At 65.3% G+C, this 22543-nt stretch carries 25 protein-coding genes; 9 read left to right on the forward strand and 16 right to left on the reverse strand.

The features are described from left to right. Nucleotides 1-3 precede the first annotated feature (3 nt). Nucleotides 4-1197 carry an LPS export ABC transporter permease LptF gene (gene lptF, locus C8J43_RS00385; protein WP_183128819.1) on the forward strand — a complete coding sequence of 398 codons (1194 nt, stop codon included), beginning with the start codon at nucleotides 4-6 and terminating at the stop codon, nucleotides 1195-1197. Then, nucleotides 1194-2291 (forward strand): LPS export ABC transporter permease LptG, encoded by a 1098-nt coding sequence (gene lptG / locus C8J43_RS00390; protein WP_056055827.1) that lies wholly within the window; start codon nucleotides 1194-1196, stop codon nucleotides 2289-2291. The genes lptF and lptG overlap by 4 nt, the downstream gene beginning before the upstream one ends. 62 nt (nucleotides 2292-2353) lie before the next feature. On the opposite strand, the gene C8J43_RS00395 is transcribed toward lptG, so the two are convergent. Then, the gene (locus C8J43_RS00395) at nucleotides 2354-3451 is read right to left on the reverse strand and encodes a fatty acid desaturase (protein ID WP_133029969.1); all 1098 of its coding nucleotides are present in this window, start codon (nucleotides 3449-3451) and stop codon (nucleotides 2354-2356) included. Between the two features lie 223 nt (nucleotides 3452-3674). On the opposite strand from C8J43_RS00395, the gene C8J43_RS00400 reads away from it, so the two are divergent. After that, nucleotides 3675-4826, forward strand: coding sequence for an N-acetyltransferase (locus tag C8J43_RS00400; RefSeq protein ID WP_133029317.1), 1152 nt, complete (start codon nucleotides 3675-3677; stop codon nucleotides 4824-4826). Between the two features lie 244 nt (nucleotides 4827-5070). On the opposite strand, the gene C8J43_RS00405 is transcribed toward C8J43_RS00400, so the two are convergent. From C8J43_RS00405 to C8J43_RS00435, 7 genes are all read right to left on the reverse strand, one after another. Then, complete coding sequence (locus C8J43_RS00405; protein ID WP_133029318.1) at nucleotides 5071-5397, reverse strand: hypothetical protein; 327 nt, start codon at nucleotides 5395-5397, stop codon at nucleotides 5071-5073. Between the two features lie 71 nt (nucleotides 5398-5468). Next, nucleotides 5469-6236, reverse strand: a complete 768-nt coding sequence (locus C8J43_RS00410) for a transporter (RefSeq protein WP_243645413.1) — start codon at nucleotides 6234-6236, stop codon at nucleotides 5469-5471. 95 nt (nucleotides 6237-6331) lie between these two features. After that, nucleotides 6332-7102, reverse strand: coding sequence for an exodeoxyribonuclease III (gene xth / locus C8J43_RS00415; protein ID WP_133029320.1), 771 nt, complete (start codon nucleotides 7100-7102; stop codon nucleotides 6332-6334). Between the two features lie 7 nt (nucleotides 7103-7109). Beyond that, nucleotides 7110-7448, reverse strand: a complete 339-nt coding sequence (erpA, locus tag C8J43_RS00420) for an iron-sulfur cluster insertion protein ErpA (RefSeq protein WP_133029321.1) — start codon at nucleotides 7446-7448, stop codon at nucleotides 7110-7112. A 362-nt stretch (nucleotides 7449-7810) separates the two neighbouring features. Next, entirely contained in the window at nucleotides 7811-9010 is a 1200-nt protein-coding gene (locus C8J43_RS00425) for a M23 family metallopeptidase (protein ID WP_060527434.1), read from the reverse strand. A gap of 238 nt (nucleotides 9011-9248) precedes the next feature. Then, nucleotides 9249-9704: a peroxiredoxin gene (locus C8J43_RS00430; protein ID WP_165899515.1), complete on the reverse strand. Its 456-nt coding sequence runs from the start codon at nucleotides 9702-9704 to the stop codon at nucleotides 9249-9251. After that, complete coding sequence (locus C8J43_RS00435) at nucleotides 9694-12408, reverse strand: bifunctional [glutamine synthetase] adenylyltransferase/[glutamine synthetase]-adenylyl-L-tyrosine phosphorylase (protein ID WP_133029323.1); 2715 nt, start codon at nucleotides 12406-12408, stop codon at nucleotides 9694-9696. Before C8J43_RS00435 ends, C8J43_RS00430 begins: the two co-directional genes overlap by 11 nt. A 6-nt stretch (nucleotides 12409-12414) precedes the next feature. Between C8J43_RS00435 and C8J43_RS00440 the strand changes: the two genes are divergently transcribed. Then, nucleotides 12415-12666, forward strand: coding sequence for a hypothetical protein (locus tag C8J43_RS00440; protein WP_133029324.1), 252 nt, complete (start codon nucleotides 12415-12417; stop codon nucleotides 12664-12666). Nucleotides 12667-12689: 23 nt separating this feature from the next. On the opposite strand, the gene C8J43_RS00445 is transcribed toward C8J43_RS00440, so the two are convergent. Continuing rightward, complete coding sequence (locus tag C8J43_RS00445; RefSeq protein WP_056055804.1) at nucleotides 12690-13343, reverse strand: sigma-70 family RNA polymerase sigma factor; 654 nt, start codon at nucleotides 13341-13343, stop codon at nucleotides 12690-12692. A 348-nt stretch (nucleotides 13344-13691) separates the two neighbouring features. After that, nucleotides 13692-14495, reverse strand: coding sequence for a response regulator (locus C8J43_RS00450; RefSeq protein ID WP_133029325.1), 804 nt, complete (start codon nucleotides 14493-14495; stop codon nucleotides 13692-13694). A gap of 228 nt (nucleotides 14496-14723) precedes the next feature. Between C8J43_RS00450 and C8J43_RS00455 the strand changes: the two genes are divergently transcribed. From C8J43_RS00455 to C8J43_RS00465, 3 genes are all read left to right on the forward strand, one after another. After that, entirely contained in the window at nucleotides 14724-14933 is a 210-nt protein-coding gene (locus C8J43_RS00455; RefSeq protein WP_056055800.1) for a NepR family anti-sigma factor, read from the forward strand. Between the two features lie 86 nt (nucleotides 14934-15019). Then, the gene (locus C8J43_RS00460; protein ID WP_056056072.1) at nucleotides 15020-16573 is read left to right on the forward strand and encodes a histidine kinase dimerization/phosphoacceptor domain -containing protein; all 1554 of its coding nucleotides are present in this window, start codon (nucleotides 15020-15022) and stop codon (nucleotides 16571-16573) included. Nucleotides 16574-16845: 272 nt separating this feature from the next. Beyond that, nucleotides 16846-16980 carry an entericidin A/B family lipoprotein gene (locus C8J43_RS00465; protein ID WP_056055798.1) on the forward strand — a complete coding sequence of 45 codons (135 nt, stop codon included), beginning with the start codon at nucleotides 16846-16848 and terminating at the stop codon, nucleotides 16978-16980. Nucleotides 16981-17039: 59 nt separating this feature from the next. On the opposite strand, the gene tatC is transcribed toward C8J43_RS00465, so the two are convergent. Genes tatC through C8J43_RS00490 form a run of 5 tightly spaced genes read right to left on the reverse strand, consistent with a single transcriptional unit; the run spans nucleotide 17040 to nucleotide 20088 of the window. Beyond that, the gene (tatC, locus tag C8J43_RS00470; RefSeq protein WP_133029326.1) at nucleotides 17040-17837 is read right to left on the reverse strand and encodes a twin-arginine translocase subunit TatC; all 798 of its coding nucleotides are present in this window, start codon (nucleotides 17835-17837) and stop codon (nucleotides 17040-17042) included. A 43-nt stretch (nucleotides 17838-17880) separates the two neighbouring features. Beyond that, nucleotides 17881-18435 (reverse strand): Sec-independent protein translocase protein TatB, encoded by a 555-nt coding sequence (gene tatB, locus C8J43_RS00475; protein ID WP_133029327.1) that lies wholly within the window; start codon nucleotides 18433-18435, stop codon nucleotides 17881-17883. Between the two features lie 38 nt (nucleotides 18436-18473). After that, nucleotides 18474-18719 (reverse strand): Sec-independent protein translocase subunit TatA, encoded by a 246-nt coding sequence (locus C8J43_RS00480; RefSeq protein WP_056055794.1) that lies wholly within the window; start codon nucleotides 18717-18719, stop codon nucleotides 18474-18476. 35 nt (nucleotides 18720-18754) lie between these two features. After that, the gene (scpB, locus tag C8J43_RS00485) at nucleotides 18755-19369 is read right to left on the reverse strand and encodes an SMC-Scp complex subunit ScpB (protein WP_133029328.1); all 615 of its coding nucleotides are present in this window, start codon (nucleotides 19367-19369) and stop codon (nucleotides 18755-18757) included. Next, a complete protein-coding gene (locus tag C8J43_RS00490) occupies nucleotides 19366-20088 on the reverse strand; it encodes a ScpA family protein (protein ID WP_133029329.1) in 723 nt (240 codons plus the stop codon). The genes scpB and C8J43_RS00490 overlap by 4 nt, the downstream gene beginning before the upstream one ends. A 106-nt stretch (nucleotides 20089-20194) precedes the next feature. On the opposite strand from C8J43_RS00490, the gene C8J43_RS00495 reads away from it, so the two are divergent. Both C8J43_RS00495 and map read left to right on the forward strand, forming a co-directional pair. Continuing rightward, nucleotides 20195-20401 carry a ParD-like family protein gene (locus tag C8J43_RS00495; RefSeq protein WP_056055789.1) on the forward strand — a complete coding sequence of 69 codons (207 nt, stop codon included), beginning with the start codon at nucleotides 20195-20197 and terminating at the stop codon, nucleotides 20399-20401. 1 nt (nucleotide 20402) lies between these two features. Beyond that, entirely contained in the window at nucleotides 20403-21176 is a 774-nt protein-coding gene (gene map, locus C8J43_RS00500) for a type I methionyl aminopeptidase (protein WP_133029330.1), read from the forward strand. Between the two features lie 356 nt (nucleotides 21177-21532). On the opposite strand, the gene C8J43_RS00505 is transcribed toward map, so the two are convergent. Continuing rightward, entirely contained in the window at nucleotides 21533-22534 is a 1002-nt protein-coding gene (locus tag C8J43_RS00505) for a glycoside hydrolase family 3 N-terminal domain-containing protein (protein ID WP_133029331.1), read from the reverse strand. Nucleotides 22535-22543: the final 9 nt, after the last annotated feature.

A 22543-nucleotide genomic window follows, 5' to 3' on the forward strand; every position in this document is an offset into this window, starting at 1 on the left:
CGCATGAAATCCATCGACCGCTACATGGCCCGGCTGATCGCAGTGCCGCTTTTGTCGACGCTGCTGATCGCCGTCATGCTGTTCGTGCTCGATCGCATGTTGGGCCTGTTCAACTTCGTCGCGACGCAGGGCGGCCCGATCAGCGTCGTCTGGCGGATGCTCGCGAACCTGCTGCCGGAATATCTCGGGCTGGGGATTCCGATCGGGCTGATGCTTGGCATCCTGCTCGCGTTCCGCCGGCTCGCGACCTCGTCGGAACTCGACGTCCTGCGCGGCGTCGGCATGAGCTACAATCGGCTGCTGCGCGTGCCGTACATGTATACCATGGCACTGGCGCTGCTGAACCTGGCGATCGTCGGCTATGTCCAGCCGATCGCACGCTATTATTACGAGGGTCTGCGGTTCGAACTGCGGACCGGCGCGCTGGGGGCGTCGATCAAGGTCGGCGAGTTCACCCAATTGGGCGACCGCATGACGCTGCGGATCGAGGAGAGCAAGGACAAGGGCCGCGAGCTGTCGGGCATCTTCGTCCACGCCCAGAGCCAGAATGGCGACTGGCTGGGCGTCACCGCGGAGCGCGGCAAGTTCCTCGCGACCGACGATCCCAACGTGATCATCTTCCGCTTGGCGAACGGAACGCTGATCCACAATCGGCCCGAGTTCAAGACGCCCCGCGTGCTGACCTTCAGCAGCCATGACCTGCCGATCAATCTTCCCAAATTCGAGAGCTTCCGCGTGCGGGGTGGTCGCAATCTGGAATATACGCTGCCCGAACTCGCGCGGCAGGGCCAACGCGGCGCCACGCTCGAACAACGCGAAGGCAGCCGCTCGGAATTCCATTTCCGGTTGGCGGAGGTCGCCTCGATGTTCCTGCTGCCGCTGCTCGCGTTGGCGCTGGGCGTGCCGCCGAAGCGATCGACATCGGCGCTCGGCGTCTTCCTCTCGATCGTGATGATCGTCACCTATCACAAGGTGAACCAGTATGCCGCGGACGTCGGCGAGCTTGGGCGGATCGATCCGATCGTCGCGCTGTGGGTCCCGTTCACGATCTTCGCCGGCCTCGTCCTGTGGATGTATTACACGATCGCCTACGTTCCCGGCGGTCAGCCGATCGGCGCGCTCGAACGCGTCTTCTCCAAGTCCTTCAAGGCCATCGCCAAGCGTATGCCCGGACGCCGCAAGGCCAGCGTCGCATGAAACTCGTCAGCTTCTTCCCGTCGCGTACGGTCGCGATCTACATGGGGCGGATGTTCCTGCTCCGGACGTTCGCCGTCCTTGCCGCGCTGGTGCTCGTGTTGCAGGCGCTCGATCTGCTGAGCGAGTCCGGCGACATCCTCGCCTTCCCCGGCAATGGCGATGCGCAGATCTGGCATTACGTGTCGCTGCGCATCCCGCAGATCATCGCGCGGTTCCTGCCGTTCTCGGTGCTGCTCGGGACGATCCTGACGCTGATCACGATGAACCAGAACAGCGAGATCGTCGCGCTGAAGGGCTCCGGCCTGTCCGCGCACCAGGTGCTCGCACCGCTTCTCGTCGCCAGCCTGGGCGTGGCGGTGATCAGCTTCGTGTTCAGCGATCACGTCGTCGCGCGCGCGACCGCGACTCTCAACCAGTGGCAGAAGGTCAATTACGGCAAGCTGCCGATCGATCGCGGCGACCGGGCGAACGTCTGGGTGCGCGACGGCGACGATCTGATCGAAGTCGCGCAGATCCGCGGACGCGGAACCGCGACGCGGCTCGGCGGGATTACGCTGTACGATCGCACCGGCGGCAATCTGGTCGCTATCTTGCGGGCGGATCATGGCCGGCGCGTCGCCAATGGCTGGCTGGTAGGGCCGGCGACGCGGTTCGAGGTGGCGCATGGCACCGTGACCAACCTCGGTTCGGTCGTGGTCGCCAAGGACGTGCGTCCCGATCAGTTCACCCTGGCCTCGGTCGATGCGGACGGGCTGTCGTTCGGCGCGTTGAAGTCCGCGATCGGCGATCTGTCCGATGCCGGACGGCCGACCAAGGGCCTCGAAGGATCGCTCTGGCACAAGCTTTCGGGACCGTTGTCCGCCGTCCTGATGCCGCTGCTCGGCGCGGTCGCGGCATTCGGGATCGCCCGGTCGGGTAAGCTGTTCGTCCGCGCGGTCATCGGCATGGGCCTCGGTTTCGCGTTCTTCGTCGCCGACAACTTCGCGCTCGCGATGGGCAATCTCGGCGTCTACCCGCCCTTCCTCGCCGCCTGGGCGCCGTTCCTGCTGTTCTTCCTGATCGGCGAAGCCGTCCTCATCCGCTCCGAGGAATAAAAAAAGGGACCGCGACATGACACCGCGATCCCTCTCCTTCTCAGTTATCTGACGATAGAGCGTTAGCGGCGGGTCATCGTGCTCCGCGCGATCTTGCTCACCAGACCCGGCAGCCCCGGATAGCTCGCCTTGTGATACGGCGACATCGCATCGAGCTCCGCCGAAATCCGCCGATGCGCCTCGCCCAGGGCGTGATACGGCAGGCCCGGCAGCAGATGGTGCAACGCATGGTAGCGCAGCCCCACCGGCGCCCACAGAGCCGGCAGCAACGCAGGCGGCGGCACGTTGACCGTGTCGAGATACTGCGCGGTGACCGTCATCACTTCGCCGTCGTTCTCCCACAGATGCGCGACCAGCGTCCGGACCTGATTGATCACCGCCGCCGCCGATGCCACGCCCAGGAAGGTCAGGAACGCGCGCAATGGCAGCACGCCGCTAACGGTGAGGCCGATCAAGGTCAGCGCCCAGACGCTCGCACCGACCTCGAGCCGGTTCCAATACGCCTTCGCGTCCCCCTCGGGGCTGCGGCGGCGAAACTGCGGGTTGATCGCGAGTGCCGAGTAACGCTCCACCACCATCGTCCGCAGCTTGGGCGACAGCAGCGACAGAGGCGACAGCACCGCATAGCGGAACAGCAGTGCGATCGGGGCCAGCGCCGACACGACGATGAACAGCGGCAGCGTCCACGGTTTCATCAGCGCGAGCGGAAGATATTCAGGATCCTCGACCGTCCCGTACCGCGTCTTGGCGTGGTGGAGGTTGTGGACGCCTTCGTACATGAACGACGGGGTGAGCAGCGGCACGCCGACCAGGATGTTCCAGCCGAGCCGGAAGTTCGGCACCGCGGCGTGCTTCATGTGGCTGACTTCGTGGATGAAGCTCAGACCGCGGTACAAGCCGAGCATCGCCACGACCCCGGCGACGATCGCGACCGCGGTCGATCCAGACGTCGCCGCCACCACCAGCGCACCATAGCCGATGACGACCGAGCCGATCAGATCGGCCCAATAGACCGCGGGTCGCGGCTTCACGAGGTCGCGGGTGAGATCGGCGGCAGCGCGCAGCATCGCCTTGTCATCGGCGATCCGTACGGTGCTGACCGCCGCAACCGGCGAGGCTTGAGCGGCCGTGCCACGAGGCAGGCTGAGCGAAGTGTCCATGGGCGTATCCATTGTCCGAACATAGTGGCCGCAGCGTGGCATTTACAGTCACCGGGAATGCACCAGTTCCGCGGGAAAGGCGATCACCGTGACCGGATGCGGCGATGGCCGATCCCGGACCCCTTCGGAACGTTTCTCGGACGCGCCCCGGACATCATGCGAGTCGCTCGCCTTTGTCGACGCGGCTGGTTAGACACGCGCGACAGGCACACAGGAACGACACATGGCCAAGCTTACCATTCGACCGGTCGAGACCAGGAAGGATCGCAAGATCTTCATCGATCTGCCGTTCCGCCTCTATGCCGACGATCCCCACTGGGTGCCGCCGCTGAAGTCCGAGGCGCTCGGCCTGATCACGCCCGAGAAGAACGGCTGGTTCAGCCATGCCAAGGCGCAGTTGTTCCTGGCCGAGGAGGACGGTCGCGTGGTCGGCCGCATCTCGGCGCATATCGACACGCTCGCGCTGACGATGCCGCCCGAGCAGGGTTTCGGGCCCGGTGTCGGCCAATGGGGTCTGATGGAGGCCGAGCGGCAGGACGTCTTCCAGGCGCTGCTCGATCGTGCCGAGCAATGGCTCCGCGACCAGGGCATGACGCGCGCGGTCGGACCGATCAGCATGTCGATCTGGGAGGAGCCCGGCCTGCTGATCGACGGTTACGACCACGCGCCGACGATCATGATGGGGCATGCCAAGCCCGAATATCGCGGCTGGATCGAATGGGCGCAGTATCGCCCGATCAAGCAGTTGCTGACCTATGAAGTCGATATCACGAAGCAGTTCCCGCCGATCGTCCAGCGCATCATCAAGTCGGGCGAGAAGAACCCGAGGATCGTCATCCGCAAGGTCGACAAGACCAAGTTCGCGGAAGAGGCGGCGATCATCCTGGCGATCCTCAACGACGCGTGGAAGGACAATTGGGGCTTCGTCCCGCTCACCCCGCCCGAGGTCAAGGATGTCGGCGTCAAGCTGAAGCCGATCGTCTACAACGACCTGATCCGGATCGCCGAGGTCGACGGCAAGCCCGCCGCGTTCATGATCACGCTCCCCGACCTGAACGAAGCGATCAAGCCGCTCAACGGCAGCCTGTTGCCGTTCGGCTGGGCAAAACTGCTGCTGTGGTTGCGCAAACCCAAGGCAAAAACGGTACGCGTGCCGCTGATGGGCGTGGTCAAGGAACTCCAGGCGTCGCGGCTTGCCAGCCAGCTCGCCTTCATGATGATCGAATATATCCGCCGCGCCTCGGTCGAGCATTACGGTGCGGTGCGCGGCGAGATCGGCTGGATCCTCGACGACAACCAGGGGATGCGCTCGATCGCCGAAACGATCGAGAGCCGCGTCAACAAGGTGTACCAGGTGTACGAAAAGACGCTCTAGGTGCGCTTGCGAGGCGGGGCCGGCTATCTTCGCCCTTCCCGGAAATGGCGCTGGCAATCGGCAATCTCTCCCCTCCCTGGAAGGGAGGGGCTGGGGGTGGGTCGGTCGGCTTGTGCCGCCGACGTCCGGTGATGCGGAAGCCGACCCACCCCCGCCCCCTCCCTTCCAGGGAGGGGAGCAGAATTGAGGACGGCTCGAAGTCCATCCGCCGCGGTCGCGCAGGCGAATTGCGCAAGCGGATAATCTAGTCGCGCTTGCCCTTGCCGAACGGGATCTTCAGCGTGACTGCCGCGCCCTGCCCGCTCGCACCCGGCAGTTCGGTTCGGATCATATGCACGTTACCCCGTCCGCCACCGGGTAGCCGGAACGAAAGCGGCTCGCCGCGCAGTGGCCGGCTCGGTGCGGGTAGTGGAGCGATCCGCTGATCGGTCGGACGCGCGCAGACGACGATCTCCTCGCCCGGCTGAGTGACCGGGCACGGCATCGCGACGCGCGGAGTCGGTTTGCGCAACTCGCGCGGTACCGGTGGCCCGGCCACCGACTGGAGCAGGAAGGTCAGGCTCGCGAGCATCGAAACCGAAGGGACGGCCTGACACAGATCAAGTCAAGCGTGATCGGGCAATCCGCGAAATCGAGGCTGGCTTAGAACAACACCGCCCCGCCGCTTACGACCCGTACATCCGGCGTATCGTGGTTCAACCCGGCCACAGCGAGCATGTGAAGCTGCAGATTCTTGCGCGGTTGCCACGCGACCGATCCGGCGGTCGCCGTCTCCGTGTGGTGCCCCATCGGATCATCGTCCCTCAGCACGAACAGTTCGGCGGTCGCGGTTACCGTCTCGGTCAGCGAATAACCGACGCCGACGATGCCGCTATACGCTAGATGCCGCCCGTCGCCGTCGTCGTCGACCGCCGCGTCGCCCTCGCCGGTGAAGGACAACTGGACCTTTTCGCTCACCTCGTACGTGACCGGCAGGACGATACCCGCCCCCCAGTCGCCCGCGCCGACGGGATCGCGACCGACCGGCAGCGTCACGAACGGTTCCGCGCCGAACGACAGACCCTTGCCGTCGGGATTCCTAAAATTCTGCCGTAGCCCGAGACGGACGTCACCGATTCCCGTCGTCGTATCGATCAGGCCAGTCGCCTTGTCGCGCGTCCGCACGCGGCCGACCGGTGCCCACGACAGCTGAAGCTCGGTAGCCTTGGCAACGCCGAACCGGGCCTCGAAATCGCCCGCGAGGATGGTGTCCTCGCGCTTGTCCGAAGTGTCGTCGCGCTGCCAGTCGAGCGCGGACAGTTCGAGCTGAACATGCCCCGGCGCGGTGATGCAGGCGGACGATCCCAGACTGGGCCGGTTCGGGCAGAATGTCGGATCATCCTGCGCGAATGCCGGCGCGGCGCCGACCATCGCTGCCACCGTCCAGCAAACGGCCCTTATCCCAAACTTTCTCAACGCAAACCCTCCCCTGTTCGGAGCGTCATGCGCGTCGGCGATAGGGATTGCTAGCGCAACCGAACCCAGGTTGGTGCATGATCGCTGGCCTTTTCCCGACCGCGATACGCCTTGTCGACGCCTGCATCGATCATCCGGTCCGCCGCCTGCGGACTCAGCAGCAGATGATCGATCCTGAACCCGGCGTCGCGCTGCCACGCCCCCGCCTGATAGTCCCAGAACGTCCAGACGCCGCCCTTGGGGAATTGCGTGCGAAGCGCATCGGTCCAGCCTTGTGCGACGAGCGCGCGATAATGCTCGCGGCTTTCGGGCTGCATCAGCGCGTCGTCCTGCATCGCGCGGACCGAATAGGTGTCGTCGTCATTGGCGATCACGTTGTAGTCGCCAGCAAGAACGGCTGGCTTCTCTTCGTCCAGCAGGACGCGCGCGCGTGCAGCAAGGCGGTCCATCCAGCGCAGTTTATAGTCGAACTTGGGACCAGGTTGCGGGTTGCCGTTCGGCAGATAGAGTGCGGCGACGATCAGGCCGTCGACCTCGGCCTCGATGTAGCGGCTGTGCTCGTCCTCGGGTTCGCCTTCGAGTCCCCGCTGGCGCACGACGGGCGTGCCGCTCTTCGCGAGGATCGCGACGCCGTTCCAGGCCTTTTGCCCGTGCCAGACCGCGCCGTACCCGACCGCCTCGATGTCGGCGATCGGGAAGGTGTCGTCGCTCGACTTCAGCTCCTGGAGGCAGACGATGTCGGGCTGTTCTTCGACGAGATACTCGATCAGCCGCGGCAACCGCGCCTTGATGCCGTTGACGTTGTACGTGACAATTTTCATGGCAGTGTCAGACGGAGAAGCTGGAGCCGCAGCCGCAACCCGACGCGGCATTGGGATTCTCGACCTTGAACGCGGCGCCGGCGAGCGATTCGATGTAATCGACCGCGCACCCGCGGACGAGATCGATGCTGACGCTGTCGACGACGAGGCGGACGCCGTCATGCTCGGCGATCACGTCGTCGGATTCGACCGAATCGGCGAACCCAAACTTGTACTGGAACCCCGAACAGCCGCCACCATCGACCGACAGACGCAGGATCGCGGGCTTCCCTTGCTTGACGGCGATCGCCGCGACGCGCGCCGCTGCGGAGGGGGTGAGGATGATATCGGGTGCCAGCGTTGCCATGGCTGAGAGATAGGCGGTCGCGCTACCCGCGGCAACCTCGGGGCGTAGGGCACCTTACCGTCATCCCGGCGAACGCTGGGATCTCATGCGGTGAGTCCGTCCCCGCGGATCGAGGTCCCGGCTTTCGCCGGGATGACGGGGGTGTGGCTCAAACTGCCGTGTGTTTTTTCATCGGCTGCTTCCCCCCTCCCTGGAAGGGAGGGGTCGGGGGTGGGTAGGCCCGCTTTAGCCACCACGATCAAGGCATGCGGAAGCCGACCCCTCCCTTTCAGGGAGGCGGGCGAAAAGAGGTCAGATCCGTGCTGCGCGTTTTGCCAAAATTCTCCTGGCGCCGCGAAAGCGAGGCAGCAACAGAAGTCGGATCAGTCCTGCGCGGCGGGGCCGGTGGTCGACACAGGGATGGCATTCACCGAGCGATCTTGCGCCGCCAGCAAATAGTCGGCGGTCGTCAGGAAGGGTACCGGGTTCACCGCATGACCGTCGATCCGGACCTCATAATGGAGGTGCGAGCCGGTCGAACGTCCGGTTGAACCCATCAGCGCGATCAGTTGGCCGCGCGTCACGCGCGCATTGTCCGCAACGAGGATCTTTGAGAGATGGCCGTAGCGCGTCGCGATGCCCTTGCCGTGGTTGATCTCGACCATGTTGCCATAGCCGCCCTGGCGACCCGCGTGCGCGATGATGCCGTCGGCGGTCGCGTAGATCGGCGTGCCGATCGGGCCGGGGATGTCGACGCCGGCGTGCATCGCCGCGGTGCCGCGGAACGGGTCGGAGCGGATGCCGAAATTGCTGGTGAACGACAGCGCATGCACCGGCTGGACCGACGGGATCGCGATCGCGCCCTGCTGCAACGTGTCGAGCTTCTTCCAGGTCTGGAACAGCGTGCGGAACTGCGCGTCGGCACGAAGATCGGCGGAAGCTTCCTCGCTGTTGGCGGCGATCATCGGACCGCCCATCGCCGTTGCCGATCTGGCTCCGCGCGACCGCTTGGCGATCCGTTCGGGGCGCAGCCCGAGCTTGCGCACGGTCGCGGTCGTCTCGGCATAGCGCTGGTCGAGCAGGTCCTGCGCGACGCTTGCCAGCTTGACCTGGCGTCCCTCGAGCTTGACCAGCGGCTTGACGATTTCGGCGGCGAGCTTGTCGGCAGCGGGATCGATCGACGGCGTCGCGAGCGACAGCGCCTTGGCATCGCCGCTACCGGTCAGTGCGGCGGTGATCAGCGCCTGACGCTGTTCGATACGCTTGGCGTGTGCCTCGGCGGTTTCGCGGATCGTCGCGACGCGCTGGCGCATCTGCCCGATCTGATGCTGCATCTGGGCGAGCTTGATATCGGCGGTCGGCGGAACGACCACGCCGGTTGCCGCAGCCGCGTCATGGGCCGCCTGCGCCGCGCCATAGCCGGAAAAGCCGAGCGTGACCGCACCGATGGCGGCAATCGCAGCCTGGCGCTTGCCGCCGAAGCGGATGCGCCGCAGCGTCGTACCATTGTGAAAGAGAACATCGCGCGGTGCGAACAGCGCCTTGAGGCGCGTTCCGAGAGCGGCAGCGGAAATTTCGACCATTGGTCCCCGACAAAATAATACAGGGCCGTTCGCCCCCAAGCGGACGGCTCCGAAACGCGGTCCTGATTCGCAGCCCCTCCGCGCGTCAGACAGATGGGTTTAGGCCGGATACAATGGATTTCAGCAATAGCACGCGGCCCACCGCGCGGCGGAGCGCCGCGTCGGTACGGCGAGTCGATGGAACAGTGACGTCACGACCGGAAAAACGCGCGGATCTTCGCGGGTTATCGCGGTCTTTTTAGAGCGCGCGGGCGGCAGCCAAGACGGCCTCCGCATGGCCCGGCACGCGAACCTTGTGCCACGCCTTGGCCAGCGTGCCGTCGGCGCCGAACAGGAAGGTGGCGCGCTCGATCCCCATGTACTTTTTGCCGTACATTGCCTTCTCGACCCACACGCCGAACGCCTCGCAGGCGATGCCCTCGACATCGCTGGCCAGACGCACGGTAAGCGCGTGTTTCGCGGTGAACTTCGCGTGCGAGGCGGGCGTGTCCTTCGAGATGCCAACGACACTGACGCCAGCCGCCGCGAACGCATCCGCAAGCGCGGAAAAGTCCTTCGCCTCGGTGGTGCAGCCCGTGGTGTCGTCCTTTGGATAGAAATAGACCACGAGCGGCACGCCGAGGCTGGCCAGCGACACCGCCGTGTCATCGATCGTCACCGTCACGTCGGGGATAGTCGCACCGTCATCCATCATGGTCTCCCGTGAGCTGCATCCAGAATTCGCGGACCTCCTGCCGCGTCGAGTCGAGCTTGGCAATCGCCGCGGGCCAGTCCGCCACGCCGATCGCGCGCGCGATCAGCGCTTCGGTCGCGGCCCCCGGCGCGGTGGCATCGGGCGCGACCAGCCGCAGCGTCACCAGCAGCCGGGTCAGGACATCGTGTGCCGCGCGCATCGTCGCGGGCATCAGTTTCGCCTCGATCAACCGGTCGATCGCTGCGCCGAGGTTGGGGTCGAACCCGGTATGGTGGACGAGCTGGACGACGTGCACCGCGAATTCGAGATCGACCAGCCCGCCCGGCAACAGCTTGGCGTCGAGTGGGCCCTTGGCGGGCTTGTGCGCGGCCATCTCGGTGCGCATCGATCGCGCATCGGCCACCACGTCGCGCTGTGGCCGGTCACCGGCGAGGACATGGCGCACGATCGTCGCCACCGCCTTTCGCGCGGTTGCCGATCCGAACACCGGCCGGGCGCGGGTCAGCGCCATATGCTCCCAGGTCCACGCGTCCTCGCGCTGGTAGCGGGCAAAGCTGTCGAGCGTGACGACCAGCGGCCCCTGCCCGCCCGACGGCCGCAGCCGCGTGTCGATCTGGTATAGTGGCCCCGCCGCCGTCGCGACGGACAACGCACCGGTCACCCGTTGCGCCAGCCGGTTGTAGTAGAGCGTTGCCCCCAATGGCTTCGCACCATCCGACTCGGCGGAGAAATCTCCGGTGAACAGATAGATTACGTCGAGATCGGAGGCGTGGGTCAGCATCGCCCCGCCCATCCGACCCAGCGCCAGGATGACCAGTTCGCTGTCGAGGACGCGGCCATGAATCTTGGCGAATTCGTCGATCGTCGCCTGCGTGAGCACGCCGATCGCCGCCTCCGCGACCCGCGCATAGCCCGCTGCGACGGCCAGCGGATCGGACGTTCCGGCGATGATCTGCGCACCGAGCGCGAACCGCATTTCGCCGACCACCCGACGGACATGATCGAGTCGCGCCTGATAGTCGGCGCCCGCATCGCCGGCGCGCATCATCGCCTCCAGCGCCGCGACGTCGCCGACCGCCTCGAACGCGGTCGCATCGATCAGTCCGTCGAGCAGACCGGGGCGTCTCCCGAGATCATCCGCCAGCGTCGGCGCATGGCTGAGGATCGCCGCGAGCAAGGTCGCCAGCCCCGGCCGCGCCTCGAGCAGGCGGAAGATGTTGATCGCGCTCGGCAGCCGTTCGAGCAGCGCATCGAGCCTCAGTAGCGCGGATTGCGGCTCGGGCGCGGTCGCCAGCGCCGGCACCAGCGTCGGCAGCACCGCCTCCAGCGCCTCGCGAGCCGCGGGACTGCGCAGCGCTGGATAGGCACCGCCACGCCACGCCTCGATCCGGCGCCGCGCGGCCTCCGGGTCGGCGTACCCGGCCAGCGTCAGATCCGCATCGAGCGTGACCGGATCGTGCGAGAATGCGGGCCGCACGGTATCGTCGAGCGCGTCGTAGATCTGCCCGGTTTCGGTCACGCGCGGTCGGAGCAGCGCCAGCAGTGCCTCGGCATCCTGCACGCCGTGGAGCTTGGCCACCCGGTCGAGCGCATCGCCGGTCGGCAACGTATGCGTCTGGCGGTCGTCGATCATCTGCACGCGGTGCTCGATCGTGCGGAGCAGCGTGTAGCCGTCGCTCAGCGCGGTCGCTTCATCATCCGCGATCCAGCCCGCCTCGGCAAGGCGCGCCAAGGCGTCGCGCGTTGCGGGTGCCCGCAACGCCGGATCGCGTCCGCCGTGGATCAGCTGGTGGATCTGCGCGAAAAACTCCGCTTCGCGAATACCGCCGCGCCCTCGCTTGAGGTCATAGCCCGGGCCGAACGCCTGCCCCTGCGAATGGTGATCGCGGATCCGTCGCGACATGCCACGAATTTCGCGAATCGCGCCGAAATCTCGCGCGCGCCGCCAGATGAACGGGCGGATCGTCTCCAGGAACTTCGTTCCAAGCGCGATATCCCCCGCTGCGGCGCGCGCGCGAATGAATGCGGCCCGCTCCCAGGGCAGCGCCTGCGCCTCGTAATAGCCGATCGCCGCCTCCACCGGCAGGACGATCGGCGTGATCTCGGGCGACGGTCGCAGCCGCAGATCGACGCGCAGGACATACCCGTCGCCGTCGCGCGCCTGCAGCAGTTCGACGACGCGCTTGCCGATCCGCACCGCCGCCTCGTCGGGCTCCTCCCGGGGACGACACGGCAGCGTGGCAGGATCGAACAGCAGGATCGGATCGATATCCGACGAGTAGTTGAGTTCGCCGCTCCCCTGCTTGCCCAGCGCGATCGCGGTGAAACCGCGGACCTCGGCGCCGGGGGTGCGCTCTTCGATCGCGGCGCGGATCGCGGTATCGAGCGCATGGTCCGCGAACCTGGTAAGCGCGCCCGTCACCGCAGTCAGATCGAGGACGCCTGCCAGATCGCCGACCGCGACCGTCAAGGCCATCGCGCGACGTTCGAGCCGCAATCGCTTGGCGGTCGGCATATCGGGTTCGGCGCTCGACAGCGACAAATCGAGCCGCCCTTCACCAAGCGCCGTCGCCAGGACCGGCTCGCGGTCCAGCACCATCGACAGGAACGGCGACCAGTGTCGGGCACGGCTCGTCGCGTCGATGATACGATCAGCGGGAGCGGGACGCCCAGCGCGCGTAGGGTCGGAGAATGTTTCGGCCATGTCGGAATGATACAGACCGCGGCGACAGCCTGTAACTACAAAGCAACAAAAAGCACTTTTGGCCGTTATCAGGCCATGTCTTATGCATTTCACACGATCAAGCGCGAAGAGGACGGCCGGCAGACCGTGTACCGTCCGCGGGTCACCGACGTGATCGGTTATGCGTTGCGCGGCGCATTCGATGAACCGAACGGGACGCCGTCAGACTTCACGGAGTTACTACACAGACTGGACGCCGTTCCTAGCCGCCTGCACTGACGACACCTGTCGATCGGCAGTGATCACCGACCGCGGCTGAGTTCCTCGACGTCACCCATGATCGAATCCAGCGCGGTCTTGGTCGTATCGGTCTCATGATCGCGACGTGACGGCAGCGATCCGTCGTTGAGGATCGTCTCCAACGCTACGCGACCCCGCGCGACACGGCTCTTGATGGTTCCGACCGCGACGCCGCAGATTTCGGCGGCTTCCTCATAGGCGAACCCGCCTGCGCCAACCAAAATCAGCGCCTCGCGCTGCGGCTGCGGCAGGTGCATCAGCGCCCGCTGCATGTCGCCTAGTTCAACGTGGCGATCCTGGCTCGCAGGTGCCGCGAGGATACGATCCGCAACCAGATCGTCCCATTCGCCCTTGAAGCGCGCGCGACGCATCTGCGACAGATACAGGTTGCGCAGGATGATGAACGTCCACGCGCGCATGTTCGTGCCGGCCTGGAACCGCAGACGCGCCGCCCATGCCTTCAACAGCGTTTCCTGCACCAGATCATCAGCGAGATCGCGGCTACCCGACAGCGACCGGCCGAACGCACGAAGATGCGGGATCACCTGCGCCAGCTGAACCTTGAACTCGGCATCCGACAACGAGACATGCTCGACCGGCACGACGACTTCGTCGATATCGTCGTCGACATCGGTGCGTGGAGCAGGCTGGGTCATGGTAATCCGATCAATCCCGATGGAGCGATGCCGTCGACACGTGACAAGCATAAGGATGCGCTGTGGTCATTACCAACAACGCGCACCCAACAAAAGTTAACGAAGGACGAGAAAACCGAAAATCACGATTACCAGTACCAAGGAGATCGCCAGAATATACCGCGTCATATGAGGCGTTGCCCCAGCGCGCGCGTCGTCGGTTTTGACGTGGATACGATCGTTCGGGTCAGCCATGATATGTTTAACCCCCGGGAACAGTTTTGGGTCCGCAGCCGTAACGAACACGGACCCATACTGAATTATAAATACGCCCTAATCAAGGCGTTGACTGCCCCTGACGCAACCGATTTAGTTTGCGGGGACGGTCGCCTGATCGAAGAACAGCGCCTGGCTGATCGCCGCCTTGACCGTCGAACGCTGGAACGGCTTGGTGATCAGGAAGGTCGGCTCGGGCCGCTCGCCGGTCAGCAGGCGCTCGGGGAACGCGGTGATGAAGATCACCGGAACCTCGAACTCGGCCAAGATATCCTTGACCGCATCGATGCCCGAACTGTCGTCGGCAAGCTGGATGTCGGCGAGCACGAGGCCCGGCCGCATTTCCATCGCCAACGCGACCGCTTCGTCGCGGGTAACCGCGACACCCGTCACGTCATGGCCGAGATCACGCACGATCGTCTCGATATCCATCGCGATGATCGGTTCGTCTTCGATGATCAGGACCTTCGCGCGGGTCTGGTTCTCGATTTCGGACAGCGCATCGGCGACGAGATCGTCGACTTCGCTCGGCTCGACTTCGATCAGATACGCGGCATCCTCGGGCGTGAAACCCTCCATCGCGGTCAGCAACAGGGCCTGCCGCGACAACGGGGTCATGCGGGCCAGACGCGCACGCGCGACGGCTTCATGACCCTTGGCTTCATCGACACCGTCGTCGGCAACCTCGTCGAAATTCGCGGAATTCCAGATCGCCTGGAACATCCGGTACAGGCCGAGGCGGGGATCGACATCGCGAGGAAACTCCTCGGGGGCTGCGACGATGGCCTCGAGCGTGGCGCGAACGTACTTGTCGCCATGCATCTGGCTACCGGTCAGTGCCCGGCCATAGCGCCGCAAAAAGGGAAGGTGCGGTGCGAGTTGCTGTCCAAGCGACATGGGTAACGAATACTCCCTGATCCTATGCGGCCCCTCATGTGTCGGGCGGCTCGCAGCATTACAATGGCGTTGGTCGAAAATGGCCCGGATCCGTCGCCCGATCGTCTTAAAATATGACAACGTTGTACGGAGCCGGGGAAATTTCGCTCGGACACGGAACTATCGAGATGCTATTTGGTTTCACGAACAGCTTTTTGTGAGTAGGCGACCTGTGTCAGGGATCGTGCCATGCTCGCAACCACACCATCGGTATGCGTCGTGCAGGGGGAAGTTTTGAGTTTGGGCCACGACACGGAGAAGACTTCGTCTGCCAAGATCCCGAAGGCTATCCCCAACAAGGATCAGCAAATGGGGTCGGCCTTGCGCTCGGTCTACCAGAAAACTGTCGATGAGACGATTCCGGACGATCTGCTCGATCTTCTCGGCAAGCTAGACTGACGACGGGCCGGATGGCCTCGCCGATCGATTTGTCCGACGAGCGATCGCCGCTCGCAGAACTCCCCGAACATCGACTGTTTGCAACGATGCGGCGGCTGCCGACCGGTGCAAAACTCTTCCTCATCCTCAGTGCGGCACTACTGCCGCTGGCGTTGATCGCGGTTTTCGCGACGTTGCAGACCACGCGGCTGGCCGATCAGGAAGCGCGGGCACGGCTGCGTGTCACCGCCAACGAAAGCGCGCGTGCCATCGCGATCGAGCTGGTGGGCGACATGACGGCGCTCCGCGTCGCCGTGAACGCGCTCGGCAACGATCCCGCCGACGCACCGAGTTGCGCACGCGCGCAGGGCGTCTTCGCACAGCAGTCCTCGGCCGGGACCCGATTCATCATCACCGACCGCGCTGGCCACGTGCTGTGCGGCGTCGCGCTGCCCAACCCGGTGACGTTGCGACGCGACGACATGCCGATCTCGGCGGCGATCGTGCCGGACACCGGGCTGCTGTTGGCGATCTCCGGTCCCACGTCCGGCCGACGCGGCGGCACTTCCGCACGCGCCTATTTCCCCCGCGCGTTCCTCGAAAAGATTGCGACGCCGTCGACGCGCGCCTCGGCGGTCAGCAGCGCGATCGTCCTCGACGAAGAAGCGCTCCACCTCGAAACCATCCCCGACGAACGGCCGCTCGATCGCATGGAGACGACCCGTACCGACCTCGGCGTCGCAGGCCTCGCACTGCGCACCAGCGTCCGCAGCGCGCCGGTCACGTCGTCGCTGATCGTCGCGATGCTATTGCCGCTGCTGATGTGGCTCGCAGCCGCCAGCATCGCGTGGTTCGTGGTCGACCGACTGCTGATCCGGCCGTTGCGGCGGCTGCGCGGCGCGGTCGCGGCGTTCACGCCCGGCGAGGAACTCGATTTCGGCGTCGTCAGCACGCTGCCCGCGCAGGAAATCCGTGAACTCGGCGAGACGTTCCAGTCGATCAGCCGAACGGTCGCGTTGCACGAAGCGGGGCTCGCCGAGGGGCTGGTCAGACAGACCAAGCTGACGCGCGAAGTGCATCACCGGGTCAAGAACAACCTTCAGGTGATCTCCAGCCTCATCAATTTCCACGCGCGCAGCGCCCCCAGCGCGGATGCGACCGCGGCCTATTCCTCGATCCAGCGCCGCGTCGATGCGCTGGCGGTGGTGCACCGCAATCATTTCGCCGAGCTCGAGGAAAATCGCGGGCTCAACCTGCGTACGATGATCGGCGAATTGTCGGCCAACATCCGCGCGACCGCGTCCGAACGGTCGCACGGCCTCGGCATCACGCTCGATATCGACCCGTATCTCGTCAACCAGGATGTCGCCGTCGCGATCGCGTTCCTCGTCACCGAAATGATCGAGCTGGCGATCAGTTGCGATCCGGTCGCGCAGATCAGGATCGTCGTGAAACCCGCCGAAAAGATCGCCGACAAACCCGACCGCGGACTGCTGCGCGTCGTGTCGCGCGCCTTGGTCGAGAGCGATGCGCTGCGCGAGTCGGTCTCGCGCTATGGGCGTGTCATGGAGGGTCTTTCGCGCCAGTTGCGCTCGCCGCTCCATCACGATCCATTGGTCGGCGCGTACGAGATCGCCTTCGCGGTCACCGGTCGCGACTGAGCGAACCCGGAATTTCCGGTTCGTAGGATAAAATTCGGAAAAACTGGGAACCGAGTGCCGCGACCACCGTTTGATAATTCGGATAGCGAATATATGCCCCCCCGCTCTCGCTATCCCGAACACAGGCCCGGCCGCATCACCCTCCCCCCCCGGTGATGCTGTCGGGCCTTTAATTTATCCAAAGCACTGCGTTGCCGAGTTTCGCCGCCGGAACGAAATTCCCGCCCGAACATTGCATCTCCGGTGGCATTCAAGCCCTTGGAGGAAGTATTATGCGTAAGTTGGTTGGACTGGCGATCGTGGCTAGCGCTTTGATGGTATCGGCCTGCAACACCGTCGAGGGTGCGGGCAAGGACGTGGCTTCGGCTGGCAAGACCGTCGCGAAGACCGCAGACAACGCCAAGTAAGCCTTCACGCTTAGTGCAATGCGGGGCCCGGTGCACATGCACCGGGCCCCGTTTTCGTATCAGCGCTCGACGATATCGGTACCAGCTTCGGTCTCGTCCTCACCGTCCGTCGCCTGCGCCTTGGCGCGGCTGCGCTCGGTGAACCAGATGCCGATCAGCGCCATTTCGTACAGGATGACGAGCGGGATCGCGAGCAGCAGCTGCGATCCGATATCCGGCGGCGTCAGCACTGCGGCGATCGCGAACGCCGCGACGATCGCATAACGCCGCGCGCCGATCAGCTGCTTGCGCGTGACGATGCCCGCCCGCTCGAGCAGCATCAACAGCACCGGCAGCAGGAACGATATGCCGAAGCCGAACAGGAACTGCATCGTGAACGACAGGTAATTGCCGATTCCGGGCAGCGCCTCGCGGTGGATGCCGCCGACCATCCCGTCGAAGCCGAGCAGGAAATGCAACGCCATCGGGATCGCGACGTAGTACGCCATCGCCGCGCCGGTCAGGAACAGCACCGGGGTCGCGAGGATGAATGGCAGGAGCGCGCGCTTCTCCTTCTTGTAGAGCCCGGGCGCGACGAACTGCCAGAGTTGGTTCGCGATCACCGGGAACGACAGCATCATCGCCGCGAAGAACGCCACCTTGATCTGGACGAAGAACGCCTCGAATATCTCGGTGTAGATCACCTTGTTCTGCCCCGCCGCGAGCAGCGGGTGGACCAGGAAGCCGAAGATATCCTCGGCGAAATACATCGCGATCGCGAACGTCACGACCAGCGCGGCGATGCAGTAGAGCAACCGCCGCCGCAACTCGATCAGATGGTCGAGCAACGGTGCCCGGCTGGCGTCGATCTCGCTCATGTCATGCTTTCAGCCGCCCCGGGGGCGCGGAGGTTGATGGCGATCACGACGACGCGACGTCGGACTTGCCGGTCTTGTCGTCGATCGCTTTTGGCGCGGCAACCGGCGGCGGCGTCTGCGTATCGAGCAGGTCCGGAGCGCGATCCGGCGAAAGCGCGGCCATGCCAGGCCGATCGCCCTGACCGGCATCGTGACCCGAAGTATCAACGGGCGCGGCGGGGGCGACGACCGGCTTCTCGACCATCACCGGCTCGTCCGTGTGATCATCCGCGTGGTCGAGGGACCGATAATCGCGCCGATGCTCTTCCGTCTCCGGCGAATGCACGACCTGCGCGGTATCGGCCGTAGTGTCCGTTCCCGTCTGCGGATGCTCGCGCATGATGCGTTCGTTTTCCGACGCCCAGCGCTTTTCCATCTCTTCGAGTTCGGCCTCCCGGACCATCGAATCGAAGCCCGAGCGAAACTGCCGCGCGACGCCGCGCGCCTTGCCGACCCAATAGCCGACCACGCGCATCGCCTTGGGCAGATCCCTCGGACCGATCACGACGAGCGCGACGAAGGCCACGAGCAGAAACTCGGAGGGCGCGATATCGAACATTCAGCCGCGCCTATCTAGGGTCGTCAACTCTGCCGGCTTCAGGCAGGACGGTCGTCGCGGACGCGATTGCCGTCGCGATCGAACGCGGGATCGGCAGTCTTCTGCGCTTCGATCCGTGCCGATGGCTTGGCCGGCGTCTCGTCGTCGTTCTCGGACATGCCCTTCTTGAAGTTCTTCACGCCCTTGGCGACGTCGCCCATCAGGTTCGAGAATCGGCCACCGCCGAGAAGGAGGATCGCGACGACCGCGAGGACTAGCAAGTGAATCGGGCTGAAACCGCCCATGGCAATTCTCCTGGAAACTGGACCCTATCTAAGCCTCATCCCGTCTCATTGCCAGCCATCTCGCCATCGGCGTCCGCGTCGCGGTCACCATCGCCGTCACCGTCCAAGCGATCGAACGCCAGATCGACCGGGTCGAGCAGTCCCGCGGCGCGCAGATCGTCGATCCCGGGCAGGTCGCGGCGGCTCTGGAGGCCGAAATGGACAAGGAATGCCGGCGTGGTCGCGAACATCAGCGGGCGCCCCGGCACTTCGCGCCGCCCGGCCGGCTTCACCCAGCCAGCCTCCATCAGGACGTCGAGCGTCCCCTTCGAGATCTGCACCCCGCGAATCGCCTCGATTTCCGCGCGGGTCACGGGCTCGTGGTAGGCGATGATCGCCAGCGTCTCGATCCCTGCGCGGCTGAGCTTGCGCGGTTCCTCGCGGTCGCGGCGGAGCATGTGCGCCATGTCCGGTGCGGTCTGGAACTGCCAGCGCTCGCCGCGTCGGACGATGCCGATGCCGCGGCCGGCATAGTCGGTGGCCAGTTGGTCGAGCGCCGCTCGGACGTCACCGTTGCCGACATGCGCGCGAATCGCATCGAGCGTCAGCGGTGTCTCGGCCGCGAACAGCACCGCCTCGACGGCGCGCGCGAAGTCGTCGGGTGGGGTCACGCGCGGGCTCTCAGATACAGCGGCGCGAAGGGTGACGCCTGGCGCAATTCGATCTTGCCCTGTCGCGCGAGTTCGAGTGCCGCGACGAAGCTCGATGCCAGCGCCGACCGCCGGAGACGCTCGCCCGCTTCGGGGAGGAAGCTTTCGATCACACTCCAGTCGTTCCGCTCGCCGACCAGCATCGACACGCGCTCGAGCGCCGCCTCCAGCGTCATCACCTCGCGGTCGGCGACGACATGCATCACTGGCCGCGTCCGCGCGGAAATGCGGCCGTACGCGGCGATCAGGTCGAAGATCTCCGCCTGCCACGCGGCCTTGCGCACCGTCCGCAATCCCTCGGGCGCGCCGCGCAGGAACACGTCGCGCCCGGTGCGATCGCGCGCCATCAGCCGCGCACCGGCCTCGCGCATCGCACTCAGGCGTTCGAGCCGCAGTTGGAGCCGCAGCGCGAGTTCCTCCGGGTCGGGCTCGGCGAGCGGGTCGCGTGGCAGGAGCAGTGCGGATTTCAGATACGCCAGCCACGCGGCCATCACGAGATAATCGGCGGCGAGTTCGAGCTTCAGCGCGCGGGCGGAGTCGACGTACGCCAGATACTGCTCGACCAGCGCGAGGATCGAGATCTTTCGCAGATCGACCTTCTGCCCGCGCGCGAGTGATAGCAGCAGATCGAGCGGCCCCTCCCATCCGTCGAGATCCAGGGTCAGTTGCACGTCGTCCATCGCCGGACGCTACAGCGCACGCTGCCGGGCATCCACCCTCTACGATTGACGCTCGACCATATGAACCGTACACGTTTCATATGGTCAGGGTGAATGTGAGGTTTGCATGGGTATCGTGAAGATCGACGATGCGCTGCACGAGGATGCGCGGCGGGCGAGCCAGGTGCTGTGCCGTTCGATCAACGCGCAGGCGGAGTTCTGGATGAAGATCGGCATGCTCGCCGAGGCCAACCCGACGCTGTCGTTCAATGATATCGTCACTGCGCAACTCGCCGCCGCGTCGGTCCGCGTCGCCGACAAAACGGCAGCCTGAGATGGTGAAGACGCCGGCCGAACTGGCGCTGATGCGCGTGTCGGGCGCGTTGCTGGCGTCGGTGTTCGAGATGCTCGACGTGCAGGATCTGGCGGGGCTGTCGACGTTGCAGGTCAACGACATGGTCGACCGCTTCATCACTAACGACCTCGCCGCCCGGCCCGCGAGCAAGGGGCAATATGGCTTCGAATACGTCCTGAACAGCTCGATCAACCACGTCGTCTGCCACGGCGTGCCGAACCCACGCGACATCCTACGCGACGGCGACATCGTCAATCTGGACATCACGCTGGAGAAGAACGGGTTCATCGCCGATTCGAGCAAGACGTACATGGTAGGCACCGTTCCGCCCGCCGCGAAGCGCCTCGTGCGGGTCGCGCAGGAGGCGATGTGGCAGGGTATCCGGCAGGTCCGGGCGGGCGCTCATCTCGGCGATATCGACTTCGCGATCGAGCGGCACGCGAAGAAGCACGGTTATGCGGTGGTGCGCGACTATTGTGGCCACGGCATCGGCCGCGAGATGCACGAGGAGCCGCAGGTGCTCAATTTCGGGCGTGCCGGGACCGGCATGACGCTGCGCGAGGGGATGGTCTTCACGATCGAGCCGATGATCAACCAGGGGACGCGCAAGGTGTCGACCGAGGATGACGGATGGACCGTGGTGACCGACGACGGCAAGCTCTCGGCGCAGTTCGAGCATACGGTGTCGGTGACGCGCGGCGGGGTCGAGGTGCTGACGTTGCGCGGGGATGAGCGGGCTCGGGGGTTGGGGTGATCGCGGGGGGCTGTTAGTTTTGCAGCACCTCACCCTTGATTTTAGGCGCTCCCCCTCAACCGTTCGTGCTGAGTAGCGACTGAATAGGCTCGTCAGAGCCGTATCGAAGGCGTGTATCGAAGCACAGGTTCTGCGTGCCAACCTGGCCTTCGATACGCCGCTTCGACAAGCTCAGCCGCTACTCAGGACGAACGGAAGTATCCACTCCATCAATACCACCCCGGCGGAGGCCGGGGCCCAATTGGGGGACGGTGGTAACTAGGGATCGCGCGCCGTTGCTGCGACCTCTCCAATTGGACCCCGGCCTTCGCCGGGGAGGTGCAAGAAAAGACGCGCGCTACGTGTACCAAACCGGCCTAGGCGCGCGCCAACAGCGCGTCCCGCGTCGCGATCAGTTCTGCAAACTCACCCTTGGCCGAGCCGACCGACTTCATTGCCCGATCGAGCCTCTCGCGCGAAGCTTCCGAGATTTCCCCCAGCCGCCCGGCGATCTCGACCATCTCGTCCATCCGCGCCCAGCAATCGAGCACCAGATCGCACCCAGCGGCAATCGCGCCCGCCGCCTTGTCGCCAGCGGTGCCGGACAGCGCCTTCATGTCGATATCGTCGGTCATCAGCAGGCCGTCGAAGCCGATCCGTCGACGGATGATCTCGTCGATCACGATCAGCGAGAGCGTCGCGGGGCGATCCGCATCCCAGGCGTCGAAGACGATATGCGAGGTCATGCCCATCGGCGCTTGGTTGAGCGTGCGGAACGGTTCAAGATCGATCTCAAGTTCGGCATCGGACGCGGTAACGGTCGGGAGGTGATGGTGCGTGTCTACGCGCGCTCGGCCGTGGCCTGGCATGTGCTTGACCACGCCGACCACGCCGCCTTCCGCCAGCCCCTCCAGCGTTGCACGGCCGAGGGCTGCGACGCGCATCGGGTCGGAGCCGAACGTGCGTGAGGCGACGGCCTCCGTAGTGTCCGACTGCGAAACGTCGAGCAGCGGCAGGCAGTCGACGGTGATCCCGACCTCGCTGAGCATGACGCCCAGCGCCTGCGCATTCGCCCGCGCGGCCTGGATCGCGGTCATTGGCGCGCGTTCATAGGCTGCGTCGAACACCGGGCCGGCCGGGAATGCTGGCCATTCGGGCGGTCCCATTCGCGCGACGCGGCCGCCCTCCTGGTCGATCAGGATCGCCAGGTCCTGGCGTCCGGCCAGCGCGCGGAGCGAGTCCGTCAGCGCACGGACTTGGTGGCGATCGACGATGTTGCGCTTGAACAGGATATAGCCGGCGGGCTCGCACTCGGCGAAGAACGCGCGTTCGGCGGGGGTGAGGACGGGGCCGGACAGGCCGAAGATGACGGGCTTCATGTTTCGTCT

Origin of the sequence: Sphingomonas sp. PP-CE-1G-424, assembly GCF_004341085.1 — a bacterium.
Taxonomy (GTDB): domain Bacteria; phylum Pseudomonadota; class Alphaproteobacteria; order Sphingomonadales; family Sphingomonadaceae; genus Sphingomonas.

Excerpts from the sequence above, each read along its gene's own strand:
- lptF (WP_183128819.1), top strand. The coding sequence starts at position 4 with ATGAAATCCATCGACCGCTACATGGCCCGGCTGATCGCAGTGCCGCTT.
- C8J43_RS00495 (WP_056055789.1), top strand. The coding sequence starts at position 20,195 with ATGGGTATCGTGAAGATCGACGATGCGCTGCACGAGGATGCGCGGCGG.
- C8J43_RS00405 (WP_133029318.1), bottom strand. The coding sequence starts at position 5,397 with ATGCTCGCGAGCCTGACCTTCCTGCTCCAGTCGGTGGCCGGGCCACCG.
- lptG (WP_056055827.1), top strand. The coding sequence starts at position 1,194 with ATGAAACTCGTCAGCTTCTTCCCGTCGCGTACGGTCGCGATCTACATG.
- tatB (WP_133029327.1), bottom strand. The coding sequence starts at position 18,435 with ATGTTCGATATCGCGCCCTCCGAGTTTCTGCTCGTGGCCTTCGTCGCG.
- C8J43_RS00425 (WP_060527434.1), bottom strand. The coding sequence starts at position 9,010 with ATGGTCGAAATTTCCGCTGCCGCTCTCGGAACGCGCCTCAAGGCGCTG.
- C8J43_RS00400 (WP_133029317.1), top strand. The coding sequence starts at position 3,675 with ATGGCCAAGCTTACCATTCGACCGGTCGAGACCAGGAAGGATCGCAAG.
- C8J43_RS00430 (WP_165899515.1), bottom strand. The coding sequence starts at position 9,704 with ATGATGGATGACGGTGCGACTATCCCCGACGTGACGGTGACGATCGAT.
- xth (WP_133029320.1), bottom strand. The coding sequence starts at position 7,102 with ATGAAAATTGTCACGTACAACGTCAACGGCATCAAGGCGCGGTTGCCG.
- C8J43_RS00465 (WP_056055798.1), top strand. The coding sequence starts at position 16,846 with ATGCGTAAGTTGGTTGGACTGGCGATCGTGGCTAGCGCTTTGATGGTA.
- C8J43_RS00455 (WP_056055800.1), top strand. The coding sequence starts at position 14,724 with ATGCTCGCAACCACACCATCGGTATGCGTCGTGCAGGGGGAAGTTTTG.
- C8J43_RS00445 (WP_056055804.1), bottom strand. The coding sequence starts at position 13,343 with ATGACCCAGCCTGCTCCACGCACCGATGTCGACGACGATATCGACGAA.
- C8J43_RS00505 (WP_133029331.1), bottom strand. The coding sequence starts at position 22,534 with ATGAAGCCCGTCATCTTCGGCCTGTCCGGCCCCGTCCTCACCCCCGCC.
- map (WP_133029330.1), top strand. The coding sequence starts at position 20,403 with ATGGTGAAGACGCCGGCCGAACTGGCGCTGATGCGCGTGTCGGGCGCG.
- erpA (WP_133029321.1), bottom strand. The coding sequence starts at position 7,448 with ATGGCAACGCTGGCACCCGATATCATCCTCACCCCCTCCGCAGCGGCG.
- C8J43_RS00410 (WP_243645413.1), bottom strand. The coding sequence starts at position 6,236 with ATGGTCGGCGCCGCGCCGGCATTCGCGCAGGATGATCCGACATTCTGC.
- tatC (WP_133029326.1), bottom strand. The coding sequence starts at position 17,837 with ATGAGCGAGATCGACGCCAGCCGGGCACCGTTGCTCGACCATCTGATC.
- C8J43_RS00440 (WP_133029324.1), top strand. The coding sequence starts at position 12,415 with ATGATACAGACCGCGGCGACAGCCTGTAACTACAAAGCAACAAAAAGC.
- C8J43_RS00460 (WP_056056072.1), top strand. The coding sequence starts at position 15,020 with ATGCGGCGGCTGCCGACCGGTGCAAAACTCTTCCTCATCCTCAGTGCG.
- C8J43_RS00450 (WP_133029325.1), bottom strand. The coding sequence starts at position 14,495 with ATGTCGCTTGGACAGCAACTCGCACCGCACCTTCCCTTTTTGCGGCGC.
- C8J43_RS00435 (WP_133029323.1), bottom strand. The coding sequence starts at position 12,408 with ATGGCCGAAACATTCTCCGACCCTACGCGCGCTGGGCGTCCCGCTCCC.
- C8J43_RS00490 (WP_133029329.1), bottom strand. The coding sequence starts at position 20,088 with ATGGACGACGTGCAACTGACCCTGGATCTCGACGGATGGGAGGGGCCG.
- C8J43_RS00480 (WP_056055794.1), bottom strand. The coding sequence starts at position 18,719 with ATGGGCGGTTTCAGCCCGATTCACTTGCTAGTCCTCGCGGTCGTCGCG.
- C8J43_RS00395 (WP_133029969.1), bottom strand. The coding sequence starts at position 3,451 with ATGGACACTTCGCTCAGCCTGCCTCGTGGCACGGCCGCTCAAGCCTCG.